Origin of the sequence: Pseudomonas sp. HMSC057H01 (assembly GCF_001836405.1) — a bacterium.
GTDB classification, from domain to species: Bacteria; Pseudomonadota; Gammaproteobacteria; order Pseudomonadales; family Pseudomonadaceae; genus Pseudomonas; species Pseudomonas aeruginosa.
Genome location: NZ_KV828496.1, coordinates 1 through 17205, shown reverse-complemented (window position 1 = coordinate 17205; position 17205 = coordinate 1). Strand labels below are relative to the sequence as shown.

Below are 17205 nucleotides of genomic sequence, written 5' to 3'. Positions count from 1 at the left end.
GGATGTTTCCTACGCTGCCTTTTTCAGGTCGATGACGATGGTGGTGGCGACCAGCCAGGCGACGATCAGGCTGCAGAAGTAGGCCAGGTCGCGGACGTCGAGCACGCCCCGGCCGAGCGCCTCGAAACGGACCAGCACGCTCAGCGAGGCAATGCCGTCCAGCAGCCATTGCGGAAGCCAGCCGGAGAGCGCCTGTTGCACGTGGGGAGTGCCGGCGCCGACGAACAGCAGGCAGACGAGAACGGTCAGGGCAAAGGCGATGATCTGGTTCTTCGCCAGCGCCGACATGCAGGATCCGATGGCCAGGTAGCCGCCGGACAGCAGCCAGCCGGCCAGGTAGCCGGCGATGATCGCGCCGTTGTCGGGCGAGCCGAGGTAGTTCACCGTCAGCGGCATCGGGAAGGTCAGCAGCAACGCCAGCCCGGCGCAGAACCAGGCCGCCAGGAACTTGCCGGTGACCAGGGTGGCGCGGGAGACGGGCAGGGTCATCAGCATCTCGATGGAGCCGGACTTGCGCTCCTCGGCCCACAGGCGCATGGCCAGCGCGGGGATCAGCAGGAGGTAGAGCCAGGGCAGGCTGGAAAAGAACGGCGCCAGGTCGGCCTGGCCGCGCTCGAAGAAATCGCCCAGGTAGAAGGTGGCCACGCCGGAGAGGACGAGGAATACCAGGGTGAACACATAGGCGAGCGGCGTGGCGAAGTAGCTGCTCAGCTCGCGTCTGAAAATGGTGCCGATGGCGGTCATGCGGGGGTTTCTCGGGTCAGTTGGCGGAACACTTCTTCCAGTTGGCCGTGTTCGGTACGCACCCCGGATACCCGCCAGCCGCTGCCGTGGATCAGGCGGTTGAGCGCGGGAAGGATCTGCGCGCCGGGGCGGGCCAGGATGGTCAGGGTGCCGGCCCGGTCGGGGCATCCTTCTATACCGGCGACGCCGGGGAGCATGGCGATGGCCAGCGGGTCTACCGGTGCTTCGATGCTGAGGCTGACGGCATGGTGGTAGCGGCTGCGGGTCCTGAGTTCGCCCGGGGTGTTGTCGGCCAGCAGGCGGCCGCCGTTGATCACCAGGGCGCGGCTGCACATGAACGAGACTTCTTCGAGGATGTGCGTGGAAATCACCACGATCTTGCTTTCCGAGAGGTTCTTCACCAGTTGCCGGACCTGGTGCTTCTGATTCGGGTCGAGGCCGTCGGTGGGCTCGTCGAGCAGGAGCAGCTCGGGATCGTGGAGGATCGCCTGGGCCAGCGCGACGCGACGCTTGAAGCCCTTGGACAGGGTTTCGATGATGCTCCTGCGCTCATCCCGCAGCTCCATGCAGTCCATGGCGCTGTCGATGCGCCGACGTTTTTCCCGTCCGCTGTAGTCGCGGATGGACGCGACGAAGGCGAGAAAGCCCTCGACCGTCATTTCTCCGTAGCTGGGAGCGTTCTCCGGCAGGTAGCCGATCAGCTTCTGCGCCTGGCGCGCCTTGTCCTGCATGTCGAAGCCGAAGATGCGTATGCTGCCGGCGCTCGGCGCGAGGAAGCCGGAAAGCATCTTCAGGGTGGTCGACTTGCCCGCTCCGTTTGGGCCGAGGAGACCGACGATCTCTCCCCGGTCGATCCGGAAGCTCAAGTCGTTTACCACCGTCCGGCCGGAAAAGCGTTTGCTCAGTCTGTCTATGTCGATCATGGTTTCACTGGAAGTTGAGCCGTTTGCTGTTATGCGTAGGGGATCGCATGAGCGCGGTAGATTACCGGGAGTTATTGGCTGGTTTTTCCAGTGGGCTCTTTTTGAGATTAGTTACTTATATTGTTGGGAAACTTCCTACGAACTATCGTTAAAAGATGGAAGTTATCGAGACTTCCAGGGCAGCCCTGGAGCTGGCGCAGCGCCTTGGTTCCGCTGCGGGAACGCGGCCATGTCGCGCTCGCTGGTGCCTATGTTGGGGACGCGTCGATTCCCCCTGCGGAGTTTCACGAGGGAAGGCAGTTGCCGTTTCGATAGACGGGAAGCGGAATAGTCCGGCCGCCTGGATATTCCGAACTTCGAGACCAATGCAAGTTGGAGGAAGACCCGACTTCCGCCAGTAGCGGTTATTCCTCGCCTTTCAGCAGCGGAAGGCGAATCTCGAAAGTGGTGCCCTGGCCAACCTGGCTCTGGCAACCGATCCTGCCGCCGTGCCGGTCGATCACCGTCTTGACCATGGCCAGCCCCAGGCCCAGGCCGGTGCTGCCCTCGGCGGAAGCGAAGCGCTGGTACTGGCTGAACAGGCGCGGTAGTTCGGCGGCCGCGATACCTTTGCCCTGGTCGACGATCCGGCAGCTCAGCCAGTCGCCTTCGAGGCGGATGCTCAGGCTGACGACGGTCCCCGCCGGGCTGTACTTGACCGCATTCTCCAGCAGGTTGAACAGCGCGCGCGTGAGCAGGCCGGGGTCGGCCCAGACCATCGGTTCCTGCTCGTCGTCCCAGTCGCGCCGCAGGTCGATGTCCTTCTGTTGCGCGAGGGGCCAGAGCTGGTCGGCGGCGTCCATCGCCAACATGGTGAACATGCACGCTTCGAAGCGGTAGGCGTCGGATTCGGCCTTGGCCAGTTGCACGAAGGCGTCGGTCAGGCCCAGGGCGCGACGGACCTGCTGCTCTATCTGTCGGTAGACCTGCTGGCCGGCTTCGTCCTCGGCGGGGCGAACGTCGAGCAGGGCGAGGATCGCCGAGTGCGGCGCGCGCAGGTCGTGGGAGAGGAAGCGCAGGAGGGTGGCGCGCTGGCGCTCGGCATCGCGTTCGGCGCTCAGGTCGATCAGGCTCACCAGCCAGCCGATGGCGGTTTCGCTTTCGACCGGCAGCAGGCGCGCCAGGTCGAGGCGCAGGTCGCGTTCCCGATGGTCGCGGAACTCGATGGCTTCCAGGGTTTCCAGCGTTGGGCGGGCGCCGCCGGCGAGGCTCGGATGGCCGAGTTCGGCCAGGCACTGGCGCAGTTCGGCGCCGCGCAGCTCGCCGCCGAACAGGTCGCGTGCCTTGCGGTTGGCCAGCAGGATCTGCCCCTGCGGGTCGCAGATCAGGGTCGCCACCGGCAGGCCTTCCAGGCCGTCGGCCATGAACCGCCGGCTGTCGCGGGTGCGGCTGACCGCCTGCTCCAGGGCGGCGATGCGGTTCTGCAATGGATCGTTGCCGGCGCGCGGGGGGCTGGCCCGCTCGGGCAGCACCTTGGGCTCGCGGTCGAGGCGCGCCAGTTCCCAGCCGAAGTAGGCGAGCACCGCGTTCAGCCGGCGCCAGCTCCAGATCAGGTAGGCCAGCAGCAGGCCGACCAGGCTGGCCAGCGGTGACCACCACCAGCCGTTGAGCAGCAGCGCCCAGGAAAGACCCAGGGCCAGGGCCGCGCAGGCCAGGGTGAGGAGCAAGGCGTGGCGCGAGCGGAACAGCATCAGGCCGAGCAGCAGCGCTACGCTGGCGGCGGAGAGCAGGGCGGCGAGCCAGGGTTGCAGGTCGACGGCGGTGCGCTGCTGCAACAGGCCGTTGAGGATGTTGGCCTGGATCTCCACCCCCGGCGTGGTGCCGAGGCTGGCCGACAGCGGGGTGACATAGCGGTCGCCGAGGCCCGGCGCGGTGGCGCCGACCAGGACCAGGCGGTCGCGCAGCAGGCTGTCCGGCACCTCGCCGCGCAACACGCTGACGTAGGGCACGCTGGGGAAGCCCGCGTCGGCACCGATGAAGGGAATGCGGATGGCGTGGTCACGCTGCCAGCCGGGCAGGTTGCGCATGTCGTCGAGGCCGGGCATGGGCATGGCGCCGGCATCGGCGAATGCTTGCCAGGCGAGCAGCGGGCGCGGCTGGCCGAGCGGTCCTTCGCGCAGGTAGACGCTGCGCACCGTGCCGTCGCTGTCCGCTTCGACGTTGATATGCCCGATGCCGGCGGCGCAGCCGGCCAGCGGCGCGGTCGGCGGTATCTCCCGTGGCGGTTCGCCGTAGCGCGGCACGCTTTCGCGCAGCAGTGGCAGGAGGACGTTGCCGGCCCGGCACAGCGATCTTGCCAACTGGCGGTCGCTGTCCGGATTGGAGGAGGGTTCGCTGAAGATCACGTCGAGCAGTACGCTGCGTGCGCCGGCGGCGGCCAGGCGATCCAGCAGCTCGGCGTGGACGCTGCGCGGCCAGGGCCAACGACCGAGGCTTTCCAGGCTACGGTCGTCGATGGCGACGACGAGGATGCGCGGATCGACGGCCAGCGGGGTGAGGTTGCGCAGGCGGTCGTAGAGCAGGTTGTTCAGCGGCAGGCCGCTGCTCAGCGAAAGCAGGGCGGTGAGCGGAAGGAGCAGCAGGCTGACCAGCAGCCATTCGCGCACCAGGCCGCGGAACAGCCGCTGCGCCTGGCTGGGCTCGTCCTGGCGGTCGAGCGCCTTCATCGGCGAGGCCCCGGCGCCCTATCGGGCACTGCCGCCTCGCGGGTAGTAGAGAATGTCGTAGACGCTGGTCTCGCCCTCCAGGCCGTCGTTGTCGAAGGCCGAGAGACGGACGTGGTAGAAGGCCGCCTTGAGTCCGCTGAAACTGACTTCCGGAGTGCTCGAGAAACGCTCCTGCTGGATGCGCAGGAAGTCCGGATCGCTGGCCACCTGGGCACGGTAGCGCTTGGCGCCGTGCAGCGGGGCAAGATAGAGCTTCCAAACCGGCGACTCGCCGTGCTCGCCGCCCTGGCCGCGCAATTGCGGGGCGGGTAGCAGGTCCACCGGCGTCAGCTTGCCCTGCGGCTTGACCTTCAGGCCGCGGCGGGCGTCGACCAGCACGTCCTCGTCCGGCTCGGCCTGCGCCGCCTTGCGGGCCGGGCGCCTGCCGTTGAGCGGCAGGTCGTCGCTGGTCAGCTCGCGGTTCACCGCGACGCGCCCGTCGAGCACTTCGGTCAGCGCCTGGCCGTCTTCGGTGCGGGCGCGGAAGTGGGTACCGCGCACGCCCAGTACGCCGACCGGGGTCAGCACCTGGAAGCGGTCGTGATCGCTCTTTCTCTTCAGGACATAGGACTCGACCTGCCCCGCGCGCAGGGCGATCTGCGGAATGCCGGTGTCCTCGTCGAGGTGCAGGGTGACTTCCGAACTGGAGGGCAGGACGATGCGGCTGCCGTCGCCGAGCAGCAGGCTGACGAAGGCGGTCGGAGAGGTCTTGACGCCTTCCAGTTCGTCGATGTCCATGCCTTCTTCCAGGGGCGTCTGGTTGCCCTTGGCGTCGAGCTTCCAGGCGTCGCCGGCGAGATAGAGCACGCTGGCGGGGAGCGGCTGGGGCAGGCACGTTTCGCCCTGCTCGATGAACGGCGGCCGTTTCGTCTTGGCCGGCGCGGCCGCGACGGAGCCGGCGAGCAGCGTCAACAGTCCGCCCAGCGCCAGGGCGGCGCAAGCCGGAAAGAGGGATCGGGAAGTAAGGGCGAGGGCTGTCATAGGCTTCACTGGGCGGCGGGTCAGGTATCGCTGGCGGTCCGGTCAGGCTGCAATCTGCCTGATCGGGCGCCGGTTTCGCAATCCTTGCAACGACATCGGGAGCCCGCAGGCTCCCTTGTCGTTTCCTCGGCCGCAGCGCCTGGCGGTTGGGCCAGGCGCTTCGGTTCAGTCGTTCTTGTCGCCGATCAGGCGATAGGCCAGGGCGCCGAGTACCGCACCGAGAATCGGCGCGACCCAGAACAGCCACAGCTGGGAAACCGCCCAGTCGCCGACGTACAGGGCGACCGCGGTGCTGCGCGCCGGGTTCACCGAGGTGTTGGTGACCGGGATGCTGATCAGGTGGATCAGGGTCAGGGTCAGGCCGATGGCGATCGGCGCGAAGCCCTGCGGCGCGCGCTTGGAGGTGGCGCCGAGGATGATCAGCAGGAACATGCCGGTAAGTACCACTTCGCTGACCAGCGCGGCTTGCAACGAGTAGCCGCCCGGCGAGTGTTCGCCGTAGCCATTGGAGGCGAAGCCGGCGGCTAGGTCGAAGCCGGCCTTGCCGCTGGCGATCAGGTACAGCACGCCGCCGGCGGCGAGGCCACCGAGGACCTGGGCGACGACATAGGGCAGCAGTTGGCTGGCCGGGAAGCGCCCGCCGACCCACAGGCCTACCGATACCGCGGGGTTCAGGTGTGCGCCGGAGATCGGGCCGATGGCATAGGCCATGGTCAGCACGCTGAGGCCGAACGCCAGGGCCACGCCGAGGTAGCCGATTCCCAGTTCCGGTACGCCGGCAGCGAGTACTGCGCTGCCGCAGCCGCCCAATACCAGCCAGAAGGTGCCGAAGAACTCTGCTCCGTATTGCTTCATGATGAGGTCCTTTTCAGATCCAGGGTGGGACGCGGATCGAGGCGTCCGGATAGCGGGAGGGGATGATTCGAACAAGGAAGGGGAGATGACACATCCGTGTGTCGAAGCCAGCCCTGGGGGGATTGGCTCGGTTGCCTGGGGCGATCGTCCGTCACCGACCCCTGACTGTGGTTCGAGTGGTCTCGTCCCACGGCCCGCCGGAGCGGGTTTACACATCCCTGTGTCGGAGCAATCCATTTGCTCCTTGGCCTACTCAGCGGTTGGAAATCTACCAAGCGCGATTTGTCTGCTGTGAGATTTGCCATATTTCTTCAGATTCTTCCGCGCTATTTCAGATTCGTCGCGTTCAAAACACCCAGCGCAACTCGTCACGCACGCTGACGGCGCCGGACAGGCCGACGTTCCACATCTCGGCCCTGGCGCGGGCCGGGCCGTCGAGGCCGAGCGGAGTGGCGAAGGACGGGCTGGCGGTGCCCTGGCTGAACGATGGGGCCTGGACCGGACCGGCCGGATGGCTCACCGATTCCAGGCCGAGGACCAGGGCAAGGCAGGAAAACTTGCCGAGGGCCTGCAGGTTGATGTCACGCAAACGTTGGCTAACTGGCCGGAAACCCATGGCTACGACTCCTTGATAGGTCAGGCTGGCGCTGGCTCACGGGCTCTTCGTCCCGCTTAATGGCTATTTGGAATCAGGCTATCAAGGGCTGGTCGCGACCAGAGAGATTCGTCACAATTCTTCAGATTTGTACGTAATTCGCCGTTCCTGGAGCGAAAAAGGGGCGTTAGCCCGATTGAACAGGACCAGCTTTTATGCGTGTCGCGATACTGGACGACGAGTCGGCCGAACTGGACCGGGTCGAGCAGACCTTGCAGCAGATACCCGCGCAGGGCGAACAGGCCTGGACGGTGCACCGTTTCGCCCGTGGCGAGGACCTGCTCAAGCAGCTCAAGCGGGAAACCTTCGACCTGCTGATCCTCGACTGGCAGTTGCCGGACCTCAGCGGCCTGCAATTGCTGCGCTGGAGCCGCGAGCATCTGGATGCGCCGCCGCCGGCGATCATGCTGACCAGCCGTGACGCCGAACAGGACATCGTGCAGGCGTTGAACAGCGGCGCCGACGACTATGTCAGCAAGCCGTTCCGGCCCAACGAACTGAAGGCGCGGGTAGCCGCCGTGCTGCGTCGCCACGGGGGAACGCGTCCCGCGCAGCATGAGGTGCAGACTTTCAACGACCTCAGCTTCGACGATGCCGAGCTGACCGTGACCCGGGCCGGCGCGCCGATCAGCCTGACCGAGCGCGAATACCGCCTGGCCCGCTGCCTGTTCGCCAACCTGGGACGGCCGTTATCGCGGGAATATCTCTACGAGCGCTTCTGGCCCCACGAGGAAGTGTTGTCCTCGCGGCCGCTGGATACGCACATCTATCGCCTGCGCAACAAGCTTGGCCTGACCGCCGAGCGTGGTTGGCAGTTGCTGACCATCTACGGCTACGGATATCGGTTGGAGAGCGTGGCGACGGTCGACTGAGCGGCGCGGGGGGCGAGACCGACCTTGGCGGTCGGCGAGGGAGAATGAAAAAGCCCCGCGGCTGCGGGGCTTCTTTTCGGCGAGGCGCGCTTACTTCTGGAACGCGGCCACGGCCTTGGTGATCTCGGCGCGGGCGGCGTCGGCGTTGCCCCAGCCTTCGACCTTGACCCACTTGCCTTTCTCGAGATCCTTGTAGTTCTCGAAGAAGTGCTTGATCTGCTCCAGCAGCAGGGCCGGCAGGTCGGTGTATTCCTTCACGTCCTTGTACAGGACGCTCAGCTTGTCGTGCGGCACGGCGATCAGCTTGGCGTCGCCGCCTGCCTCGTCGGTCATGTGCAGGACGCCAACCGGGCGCGCGCGGATCACCGAACCGGGAGCGACCGGATAGGGGGTCACCACCAGCACGTCCAGCGGGTCGCCGTCGTCGGCCAGGGTGTTCGGGATGAAGCCGTAGTTGGCCGGGTAGAACATCGGGGTGGCCATGAAACGGTCGACGAACAGGCAGTCGGTGTCCTTGTCGATCTCGTACTTGATCGGCGCATGGTTGGCCGGAATCTCGATAGCGACGTAGATGTCGTTCGGCAGGTCCTTGCCGGCCGGGATCTTGCTGTAGCTCATGGGTGACTCCAGAGGTTTCTGGCCAAAAAAGAGGCCGCGATTATAGGCATATTCGGTTGTCGATGCCATGTACCGGCATTCAGCCGTTAGTCGTGTCGCCCGCCGCCTCGCGGTAGTCCGGATGCTCGGCCTGCAGGCGGCGCAGGCGTTGCAGTGGGTCCTGGCGGTAGAACAACTGGAGCTGCCGGTATACCGCCGGATAGGCCTCGTGGAGGAGATCCGGAGCGGTGAAGAAATACTCGCTGGTAACGGCGAAGAACTCCGCCGGATCTTCCGCCGCATAGGGATCGATGGCGGTCTGCGCGTCGGGATCGCGGTCGAGCAGGGCGTTCATCTCGTCGTAGGCGGCCTGCATGGCGCTCGCCCAGTCGCCGATGCGCATGCCGGCGTGCAGCGGCGGCAGGCCGTTGGCGTCGCCGTTGAGCATGTCCAGCTTGTGCGCCAGTTCGTGGATCACCAGGTTGTAGGCATCCCAGCCACCCCCGCCGACGACGCCGGGCCAGGCCAGGACCACCGGCCCTTGCAGGGAGGTCTCGCCGCTGCGTTCGTCGTCGAACTCATGGACTACGCCGCTGGCGTCGCGGTGTTTCTGCGGGCTGACGAAATCGTCGGGATACAGCACCAGCTCGTGGAAGCCCTGGTACCAGTTCAGCTCCGGCAGGTGCAACAGCGGCAGTTGCGCCTGCGCCGCCAGCAGCAGGCGGCCGAAGTCGTCGAGATCGACGCCGGCGAGTGCGGTCAGGTGCTTGTCGGCGAGAAACAGCACGGCCCGCTCGCGCAGGCGGCGGTCCTCGTCGGCGTCCAGGCCGTCGAGGATCGGCAGGTGCCGGCGTACCCGCTGCCAGAGCTCTTCGGCCACCGGGTGGCGCGCCAGCAGGCGCCGGCGCCGCCAGGCGCGGAACGACCACATGCTCAGTCGCTCTGGGCCTTGGCCTGTTTGGCGGCGCTCGCCTGCAGGCGATGGCGAATGAAGCCGAGGATCATCGGCAGCAGCGACAGCAGGATGATGCCGATCACCAGCAGCGACAGGTTCTTCTTGATGAACGGCACGTTGCCGAAGAAGTAGCCCAGGGTCACCAGGCCGCCGACCCAGGCCACGGTGCCGACCACGCTGAACATGACGAAGCGCGGGTAGTGCATCTTCGCCATGCCGGCGACGAAGGGCGCGAAGGTCCGCACGATGGGCAGGAAGCGCGCCAGGGTCACGGTCTTGCCGCCGTGGCGTTCGTAGAACTCATGGGTGCGGTCGAGGTAGTCGCGGCGGAAAACCTTCGAGTCGGGGTTGCTGAACAGCCGCTTGCCGAGGGTCCGGCCGATCACGTAGTTGGTGCTGTCGCCGGTGATCGCCGCGACCATCAGCAGCCCGCCGAGCAGCCATGGGTCCATGCCGCCGGTGGCGCAGATGGCGCCGGCGATGAACAGCAGCGAGTCGCCGGGGAGGAACGGAGTCACCACCAGGCCGGTTTCACAGAAGATCACCAGGAACAGGATGGCGTAGATCCAGACGCCATAGTTGCTGACCAGCATGGCCAGGTAGGTATCCAGGTGGAGAATCAGATCGATTGGGTTGAAGTCCATTGAGCAACCTGCGGAGACAACGCGTTGAGCGGCAGAGGGCCGCCATTATAGGGGGGCGTCCGGATGGGTGGGGGGCTGTTTGTCGCGATCCCGGCAAAACCACTGATTGCAGGATGTTTCGGTAATTTTTCCGAAATTGGTCGGCATAAAGTCTGCAAGAACAGGAGAAATTTCTAGCAGGGAAGGGCGTGCGATGACACTCCAGCCTTTTGCCCAGCCACCGCTCAGTCTCGCCCTGGGCACCGGGCGCGACTTGCCGGGGCAGGCCGCGCGGGTTCGCGCCGAATGGCTCGCGCCTCGCCCCGGACGGGCTCCGGCGTTTCTCCTGGCGCTGCTCTGGGGACGCGGTTGCGCCAACGTGGTGCAGGCCATCGAAGGCCATCTCGACGCACTGTTCGCCGACTACGCCTGTACCCCCGAGGGTTGGCCGGAAGCGCAGGCGGCGCGGCAGGTCCTGGCTTCGCTGAACATGCAGCTGTATCGCCGGCGCCGCGAAGGCGAGCCGGGCGTGCTCGAGCTGGCGGCGGGGTTGCTGCTGGTCCATGCCGGGGGCGTGCACTTTCTCCAGTGCGGCGCCGTCGGCCTGCTGCGTTATCGCCAGGGCAGCCTGCAGCGCATGGGAGGGAGCGGCCAGCCGCTGGGTAGCAGCGCGGAGCTGGCGCTGGTCCAGCACAACCTGACCCAGGTGGCCGGCGAGCCCTTGGTGCTGGCGCCCCAGCCGTTGCTCGAAGTGGCCGACCTGCGCGCCCTCGGAGAACGTTGTGCCGGGCTGATCACGGGGCGCCTGGAGGGCGTGCTGCAGCCGTTGCTGCATGCGCCGGGGGCGGTGGCGCTGGTCTTGCCGGGGGCGCTCGAGCGCGCCCCAGCGGCGCCACGGCATACCGGCTGGCCAGCGCTGGGCGCGGCGTGCCCCGGCGACTGCGTGGATGGCTGGACCTTGCAGGCGGCTTGCGCGTTCGGCCCGCCCGGGCGGCTGTTCCGCGCCTGCGACGAGCAAGGACGCGAGGCGTTGCTGCTGCTCGCGGCGGCCGATGCCGACGAAGCGTTCTGGCAGCGCGAATGGGCACTGCGGCGCTGCCGTGCGGAGAGCCTGCCGCGAGTATTGTCGTCGCCCCGGTTGCGTCGTCATGCCTTCCAGTTGTTCGCTCCGCCGCGCTGGCCGATGCGCAGCCTGCTGGATTGGGCGCCAGCGCACCTGCCGCTGGAACCGCAATGCGCGCTGGTCCTCCTGGAACAACTTATCGATGCGGTTCGCGCCTTGCAGCGGCGCGGTGTACAGGGCTTGTGGCTGGCGCCGCGGCAGATCCTGCTGGACGAGGGTGGGCGCCTGCTGTTCCTCCCCGAGGCAGCGGCGATACTGCCGGGCGTGGCGCGCCAGGCGCTGCCTGCGGACAGCGTGCCGCTGGCGCCGGAGTTGCGTCGCGGCGAGGCGCTCGATGGCCGGGCCGACCAGTTTGCCCTGGCGGCGCTGTTCTATTGGCTGCTCTGTGGTCGCTGGCCGTCGATCGCCTGCCCGGAGAGCGACGGCGGATGCCGCTACGAGCCGCTGGGCGAGCGTCAGGCGGACCTGCCGGTCGGCTGGGACGGGGTATTGGCGCGGGCCCTGGCGCCGCGTCCGGAGGCGCGCTTCGAAGCGTTGTCGGAATTCTGGCTGGCCTTGCAGAAGCCGCTAGCGCATCCCCAGCGGGTCTTTGCGCCACGCCGGTTGCAACGGGGCGTGCTGGCCCTGGTCCTGCTCCTGGCCGGGGCTGCGCTGCTGGTCGGCCTGGCCGGTTAACGGATCGACGGCCAGCGTGCGGGTCTGCCCGCTGCGTTCGAGGTGCGCTTCGGCGATCAGTTGTTCCAGCCGGCCGCTGCGACGCATCAGGCGCAGGTTGCGGTCGAGGCTGGCGGCAAGGGCGGCGCCGCGGGCGTGTCTTTTCGGCACCAGTACATAGAGCGGCTTGACCTCCAGCGGCGGTTCGATGAACACCAGGCGATCCTTCAGCGCCGGCACGTTGCGCGCCAGCAGGTGGTAGCCGGTGTAGCGATCGACCACGGCCAGGTCGATACGCCCGCGCAGGAGCTTCTCGAGGTTCTGCCAGTCGTTGGTCACCGCGTCCTTGGTCAGGCTGCGGTCGGCGTCGAAATCCTCCCGGTTGACGTAGCCGCGGACCACGCCGATGCGGTACGGACGCAGGCTTTCCAGATGCGCGGGATTGACCGGCAGCAGGCGCTCGCGCTGGCGGAAGAAGCCCAGTTGCGAGTCGAGCAGGGGGATGGTGGCGTGGAACAGTTCGCGCCGCTCGGGCGACAGGTAGGCCGGCATGAGGGCGTCGAAGCGCCCCTCGGCGGCTTCCTTCAGGGCACGTTGCCAGGGCAGGAACACCAGTTCGGCGCGGTGCCCGTCGAGGGCCAGGGCTTCGTCGAGGATGCGGCTGGCGAGGCCCTTGCCCGGCAGGTCGGGGCCGACGTAGGGCGCCCAGTCGAGGGTCGCCACGCGCAGGGTGTCGGCCTGCGCGCCGGCCGTGGCGAGGAGCAGGCCGAGCAGGACGCCGGGCCAGTGCCAGGTGCGCGAACCCATGGATGCCTCTGCTCTGAGCTATCGGTTGGGAAGTGCCGTGCCTTTGTCTTCAGCTTAGTTCGTCGCTGATCGGCAGGGTGTAGTTCTTGAACTCCTGGTCTTCGCGGAAGCCGATCGACTCGTAGACTTTCTGCGCTACCTCGTTGTCGACGCTGGTGGAGACACGCATGCGCACCGCATGGGTTTCCCGGGCCATCTGCTTGGCGTGTTGCAGCAGGTGGTCGGCGACCAGTTGCCGGCGCGCCTCCTCGGCGACGTAGATGTCGTTGAGGATCCAGACGCGCTTGAGCGACAGCGAGGAGAAGCTCGGATAGAGCTGGCAGAAACCGAGCAGCCGGTCTTCTTCGTCGGCCAGCGCCAGGTAGATCACCGACTCCTTGCGGCGCAGGCGTTTCTCGAGGAATTTCCGCGAGGACTCGGGGTAGGAGAGCATGCCGTAGAATTCGCGGTACTTGACGAACAGCGGCGCCAGCAGGTCGAGGTGTTCGAGGGTGGCTTGCACGATTCGCATGACGGGCCTCGCATTGCGGGAAGGGGCTGCCGGGACGATGCAGGCTGCATGCCAGCAACGCCTCGATGCTGCCCAATCTCCCTGGAAAGCGCAATCCAAGCGAACGTTTGAATCGGTCGAAGGAGGGGGCGTCGCGCGCCGGCCCATCCTTCGGCCGGGAGGCTCAGTCCCTCGCCAGGAGGAAGTTGCCGGTGCGCGGAGCCTCGCCTTCCAGCGCCTGGACCTCCGCCTCGTCCTTCAGGTTGACCCCGGAAAGCTGCCGCCGGCAGGCCTCGCGCATCAGGTAGAGCAGGCGGTGCGCGGCCATGCCGTAGCTGAGGCCTTCCAGACGGACGTTGGAGATGCAGTTGCGATAGGCGTCGGTGAGACCGACCCGCGGGGCCCAGGTGAAGTACAGGCCGAGGCTGTCCGGCGAGCTGAGGCCGGGACGCTCGCCGATCAGGATCACGCTCATCTTCGCCCGCAGCAATTCGCCGATCTCGTCGGCCACCGCCACCCGTCCCTGTTCCACCAGGACCACCGGCGACAGCGACCAGCCTTCGGCCAGCGCCTGTTCCTCCAGGCGTTCGAGGAAGGGCAGGGTGTGACGCTGCACGGCCAGCGCGGAGAGGCCGTCGGCGACCACGATGGCCAGGTCGATCTGCCCGTCGTAGCCGGCGGCGTGTTCGCGCAGGCGTTGCACCGAGGCCTCGTCGAGGCGCCGGCCGAGGTCCGGGCGTTGCAGGTAGACGTGGCGGTCGGCGGCGGCGCTGTGCAGCAGCAGGCTGTCGCGGCCGCGCTGGCGCAGGCCGTCGCTGATGGCCGCATGGTCGAAGGGCAGGTGCACGGCGTCGCGCGCCTGGGCGTGGGCGTACTGGAAGTCCAGTTGCGGGCGGGTCGGCAGGCTGGTGCCGGTGCGGCCCAGGGCGATCCGCGCGGGGGTCAGCTGGCGCAGCGGCAGCCAGGGGTTCTCGGCGCTGGCGTCGGGCAGGTGCTTGTCGTTCATCGGCATCTCCTCAGGCCAGTTGCGCCAGGGCCTGGCGGAACGCCGGCGGTAGCTCGTCGCCGAAGCGGATGCGCCCGTCGGCCTGGGTGAAGATTCCCATCCGCTGCAACCAGTCCTCGAATTCCGGCGCCGGCTTCAGGCCCAGCGTCTGGCGCGCATAGAGGGCGTCGTGGAAGGAGGTGGTCTGGTAGTTGAGCATCACGTCGTCGGAGCCGGGAATGCCCATGATGAAGTTGATCCCGGCGACGCCCAGCAGGGTCAGGAGCATGTCCATGTCGTCCTGGTCGGCCTCGGCATGGTTGGTGTAGCAGATGTCGCAACCCATCGGCACGCCGAGCAGCTTGCCGCAGAAGTGGTCTTCCAGGCCGGCGCGGATGATCTGCTTGCCGTTGTATAGGTACTCGGGACCGATGAAGCCGACCACGGTGTTCACCAGGAACGGCTTGAAGTGACGAGCCACCGCATAGGCGCGGGTCTCGCAGGTCTGCTGGTCGACGCCGTGATGGGCGTTGGCCGAGAGCGCGCTGCCCTGGCCGGTCTCGAAGTACATCAGGTTGTTGCCGAGGGTGCCGCGCTTCTGGCTGAGCCCGGCCTCGTAGCCTTCCTGGAGGATCTTCAGGCTGATGCCGAAGCTGGCATTGGCCGCCTCGGTGCCGGCGATCGACTGGAACACCAGGTCCAGCGGCACGCCGCGGTTGATCGCCTCGATGGAGCTGGTGACGTGGGTCAGCACGCAGGCCTGGGTGGGAATCTCGTAGCGCTGGATGATCGCGTCGAGCATCTCCAGCAGGGCGCAGATCGAGGCCATGCTGTCGGTGGCCGGGTTGATCCCGAGCATCGCGTCGCCATTGCCGAACAGCAGGCCGTCGAGGATGCTCGCGGCGATTCCGGCCGGGTCGTCGGTCGGGTGGTTCGGTTGCAGGCGGGTGGAGAGTCGGCCGCGAAGGCCGAGGGTGTTGCGGAAGCGGGTGACCACGCGGATCTTCTGCGCCACCAGGACCAGGTCCTGGACACGCATGATCTTCGATACCGCCGCTGCCATTTCCGGCGTCAGGCCCGGAGCCAGGGCGCGCAGGCTGGCCTCGTCGGCGGCGTCGCCGAGCAGCCAGTCGCGGAAGCCGCCGACGGTGAGATGGGACACCGGGGCGAAGGCGTCGCGCTGGTGGGTGTCGATGATCAGGCGGGTGACCTCGTCGTCCTCGTAGGGAATCAGCGCCTCGTCGAGGAAGTGTTTGAGCGGGATGTCGGCCAGGGCCATCTGCGCGGCGACCCGCTCGCCGTCGTTGCTCGCCGCGACGCCGGCGAGGAAATCGCCGGAGCGCGCGGGGCTGGCCTTGGCCATCACGTCCTTGAGGCTGTCGAAGCGGTAGGTCTCGCCGCCGACGCTATGGGTGAAACGTGCCATGTGTGTCTCCAGTGCCCGGCCTCGCCATGCGGCGGGCCGGGCTTTGTCGTTGTCGCTCTCAGCGCAGGTCCTGTTCCGCCGCCTGGATCGCGGCGAACTCCTCTTCCGGGGTGCCGGACACCAGGTGATGCCGACTGTACAGGGCGAAGTAGCCGATCAGTACAGCGTAGATCGCCACCGCGCCGACCACGACCCGCGGGTCGACCAGGAAGCCGGCGACCACCGCGACGCAGGCCAGCGCCAGGGCTACGCCGGAGGTGAGGATGCCGCCAGGGGTGCGGTAGGGGCGCTGCATGTCCGGGCGGCGGATGCGCAGGGTGATGTGCGCGGCCATCATCAGCACGTAGGAGATGGTCGCGCCGAACACCGCGACCAGGATCAGCAGGTCGCCCTGGCCGGTCAGCGACAGGCCGAAGCCGATCACCCCCGGCACCACCAGGGCCAGTACCGGCGCCTTCTTGCGGTTGGTCAGCGAGAGGCTGCGCGGCAGGTAGCCGGCGCGGGAGAGGGCGAAGATCTGCCGCGAGTAGGCATAGATGATCGAGAAGAAGCTGGCGATCAGCCCGGCCAGGCCGACCAGGTTGACGAACTGGCTCATCCAGGTCGAACCCTTGTAGGCCGACTCCAGCGCTTCCACCAGGGGATTGCCCGAGCCCATCAGCTCCTTGGCTCCGGCGGCCCCGGGACCGACGACCAGAATCAGTGCGGCGAAGGCGAGAAGCACCAACATGGCGCCGATCAGTCCGCGCGGCAGGTCGCGCTTGGGGTTCTTGGTTTCCTCGGCGGCCAGCGGCACGCCTTCGACGGCGAGGAAGAACCAGATCGCGTAGGGGATCGCCGCCCAGACCCCGACATAGCCGAACGGCAGGAAGCTGCTGGCGCCGGTCGCCGCGGTCTGCGGGATGTTGAACAGGTTGGCCGAGTCGAAGTGCGGAACCATCGCGACAATGAACACGCCGAGGGCGATGGCCGCCACCGCGGTGATGACGAACATCAGCTTCAGCGCCTCGCCGGCGCCGAGGATGTGGATGCCGATGAACACGATGTAGAACACCAGGTAGATCAGCCAGCCGCCGACGCCGAACAGCGACTCGCAGTAGGCGCCGATGAAGCAGGCGATGGCCGCCGGGGCGATGGCGTATTCGATGAGGATCGCGGTGCCGGTGAGAAAGCCGCCCCAGGGCCCGAAGGCGCTGCGGGCGAAGCCGTAGCCGCCGCCGGCGGTAGGGATCATCGAAGACAGCTCGGCGAGCGAGAAGCACATGCACAGGTACATGGTGGCCATCAGCAGGGTGGCGAGGAACATCCCGCCCCAGCCGCCCTGGGCCAGGCCGAAGTTCCAGCCGGCGTAGTCGCCGGAGATCACGTAGGCGACGCCGAGCCCGACCAGCAGGACCCAGCCGGCGGCGCCTTTCTTCAGTTGACGGTGTTGGAAGTAGTCGGCGTCGACGCTTTCGAAGTCGACCCCGGAAGTTGCGGGCGCATGGCCGGTTTGTTCGAGGGACATGGGTTTTTCACCTCAATCTTGTTGTTATCGACCCCGGTTTTCCCGGTGGTGTGCTGTACGTGGTGAACGCAGGCAATAGCTATGCCAGCCGCTCTGCAATCGGCTTGGCGAGGAGGTGGAAGGGGCGCCGCCGTCAGCCTCGGCGGCGTGTTTCACGAGCCGGCGCGACCGCTCCGGGAAAGAGCGGTCGCGGCCGGTCCGGGGTCCTACTAGAAGAAGCCCAGCGGATTGATGTCGTAGCTCACCAGCAGGTTCTTGGTCTGC

At 67.2% G+C, this 17205-nt stretch carries 16 protein-coding genes; 2 read left to right on the top strand and 14 right to left on the bottom strand.

Features of this window, described 5'->3' with window-relative positions; genetic code table 11:
- Positions 1 to 9: 9 nt before the first annotated feature.
- The 6 genes from HMPREF2581_RS19190 to mucE all read right to left on the bottom strand — a co-directional run bounded on the left by HMPREF2581_RS19190 (position 10) and on the right by mucE (position 6863).
- On the bottom strand, positions 10 to 744 hold the full coding sequence (locus tag HMPREF2581_RS19190; RefSeq protein ID WP_003137645.1) for an ABC transporter permease subunit: 735 nt from the start codon (positions 742 to 744) through the stop codon (positions 10 to 12).
- Positions 741 to 1667, bottom strand: coding sequence for an ABC transporter ATP-binding protein (locus tag HMPREF2581_RS19185; protein WP_003137646.1), 927 nt, complete (start codon positions 1665 to 1667; stop codon positions 741 to 743). Before HMPREF2581_RS19185 ends, HMPREF2581_RS19190 begins: the two co-directional genes overlap by 4 nt.
- 404 nt (positions 1668 to 2071) lie before the next feature.
- The gene (locus HMPREF2581_RS19180) at positions 2072 to 4372 is read right to left on the bottom strand and encodes a CHASE2 domain-containing protein (RefSeq protein ID WP_003137647.1); all 2301 of its coding nucleotides are present in this window, start codon (positions 4370 to 4372) and stop codon (positions 2072 to 2074) included.
- Between the two features lie 18 nt (positions 4373 to 4390).
- On the bottom strand, positions 4391 to 5392 hold the full coding sequence (locus HMPREF2581_RS19175) for a FecR family protein (RefSeq protein ID WP_003110517.1): 1002 nt from the start codon (positions 5390 to 5392) through the stop codon (positions 4391 to 4393).
- 165 nt (positions 5393 to 5557) lie between these two features.
- Positions 5558 to 6247, bottom strand: coding sequence for an aquaporin Z (aqpZ, locus tag HMPREF2581_RS19170; RefSeq protein WP_003102790.1), 690 nt, complete (start codon positions 6245 to 6247; stop codon positions 5558 to 5560).
- Between the two features lie 346 nt (positions 6248 to 6593).
- Positions 6594 to 6863 (bottom strand): mucoid induction factor MucE, encoded by a 270-nt coding sequence (gene mucE, locus HMPREF2581_RS19165; RefSeq protein WP_003093256.1) that lies wholly within the window; start codon positions 6861 to 6863, stop codon positions 6594 to 6596.
- Positions 6864 to 7057: 194 nt separating this feature from the next.
- Here mucE and HMPREF2581_RS19160 point away from each other — a divergent pair, with 194 nt between their 5' ends.
- Positions 7058 to 7774 carry a response regulator transcription factor gene (locus tag HMPREF2581_RS19160; RefSeq protein ID WP_003093250.1) on the top strand — a complete coding sequence of 239 codons (717 nt, stop codon included), beginning with the start codon at positions 7058 to 7060 and terminating at the stop codon, positions 7772 to 7774.
- A gap of 90 nt (positions 7775 to 7864) precedes the next feature.
- Here the strand turns inward: HMPREF2581_RS19160 and ppa are convergent, their stop codons facing one another.
- From ppa to HMPREF2581_RS19145, 3 genes are all read right to left on the bottom strand, one after another.
- Entirely contained in the window at positions 7865 to 8392 is a 528-nt protein-coding gene (ppa, locus tag HMPREF2581_RS19155; RefSeq protein ID WP_003093248.1) for an inorganic diphosphatase, read from the bottom strand.
- A 79-nt stretch (positions 8393 to 8471) separates the two neighbouring features.
- Positions 8472 to 9302: a M90 family metallopeptidase gene (locus HMPREF2581_RS19150; RefSeq protein WP_003093244.1), complete on the bottom strand. Its 831-nt coding sequence runs from the start codon at positions 9300 to 9302 to the stop codon at positions 8472 to 8474.
- A gap of 2 nt (positions 9303 to 9304) precedes the next feature.
- Positions 9305 to 9970, bottom strand: a complete 666-nt coding sequence (locus HMPREF2581_RS19145) for a DedA family protein (RefSeq protein WP_003093241.1) — start codon at positions 9968 to 9970, stop codon at positions 9305 to 9307.
- 193 nt (positions 9971 to 10163) lie between these two features.
- Between HMPREF2581_RS19145 and HMPREF2581_RS19140 the strand changes: the two genes are divergently transcribed.
- Entirely contained in the window at positions 10164 to 11747 is a 1584-nt protein-coding gene (locus HMPREF2581_RS19140; RefSeq protein WP_011666548.1) for a protein kinase family protein, read from the top strand.
- Here the strand turns inward: HMPREF2581_RS19140 and HMPREF2581_RS19135 are convergent.
- The 5 genes from HMPREF2581_RS19135 to eat all read right to left on the bottom strand — a co-directional run bounded on the left by HMPREF2581_RS19135 (position 11640) and on the right by eat (position 16941).
- Positions 11640 to 12533, bottom strand: a complete 894-nt coding sequence (locus HMPREF2581_RS19135) for a substrate-binding periplasmic protein (protein ID WP_003093237.1) — start codon at positions 12531 to 12533, stop codon at positions 11640 to 11642. The two genes, HMPREF2581_RS19140 and HMPREF2581_RS19135, sit on opposite strands and share 108 nt — an antisense overlap.
- Positions 12534 to 12582: 49 nt before the next feature.
- Complete coding sequence (locus HMPREF2581_RS19130) at positions 12583 to 13044, bottom strand: GNAT family N-acetyltransferase (protein WP_003093235.1); 462 nt, start codon at positions 13042 to 13044, stop codon at positions 12583 to 12585.
- A gap of 163 nt (positions 13045 to 13207) precedes the next feature.
- The gene (gene eutC, locus HMPREF2581_RS19125) at positions 13208 to 14029 is read right to left on the bottom strand and encodes an ethanolamine ammonia-lyase subunit EutC (RefSeq protein WP_003110520.1); all 822 of its coding nucleotides are present in this window, start codon (positions 14027 to 14029) and stop codon (positions 13208 to 13210) included.
- A gap of 10 nt (positions 14030 to 14039) precedes the next feature.
- A complete protein-coding gene (locus tag HMPREF2581_RS19120) occupies positions 14040 to 15434 on the bottom strand; it encodes an ethanolamine ammonia-lyase subunit EutB (protein WP_003093232.1) in 1395 nt (464 codons plus the stop codon).
- 58 nt (positions 15435 to 15492) lie between these two features.
- A complete protein-coding gene (gene eat / locus HMPREF2581_RS19115) occupies positions 15493 to 16941 on the bottom strand; it encodes an ethanolamine permease (RefSeq protein WP_003093230.1) in 1449 nt (482 codons plus the stop codon).
- Positions 16942 to 17205: the final 264 nt, after the last annotated feature.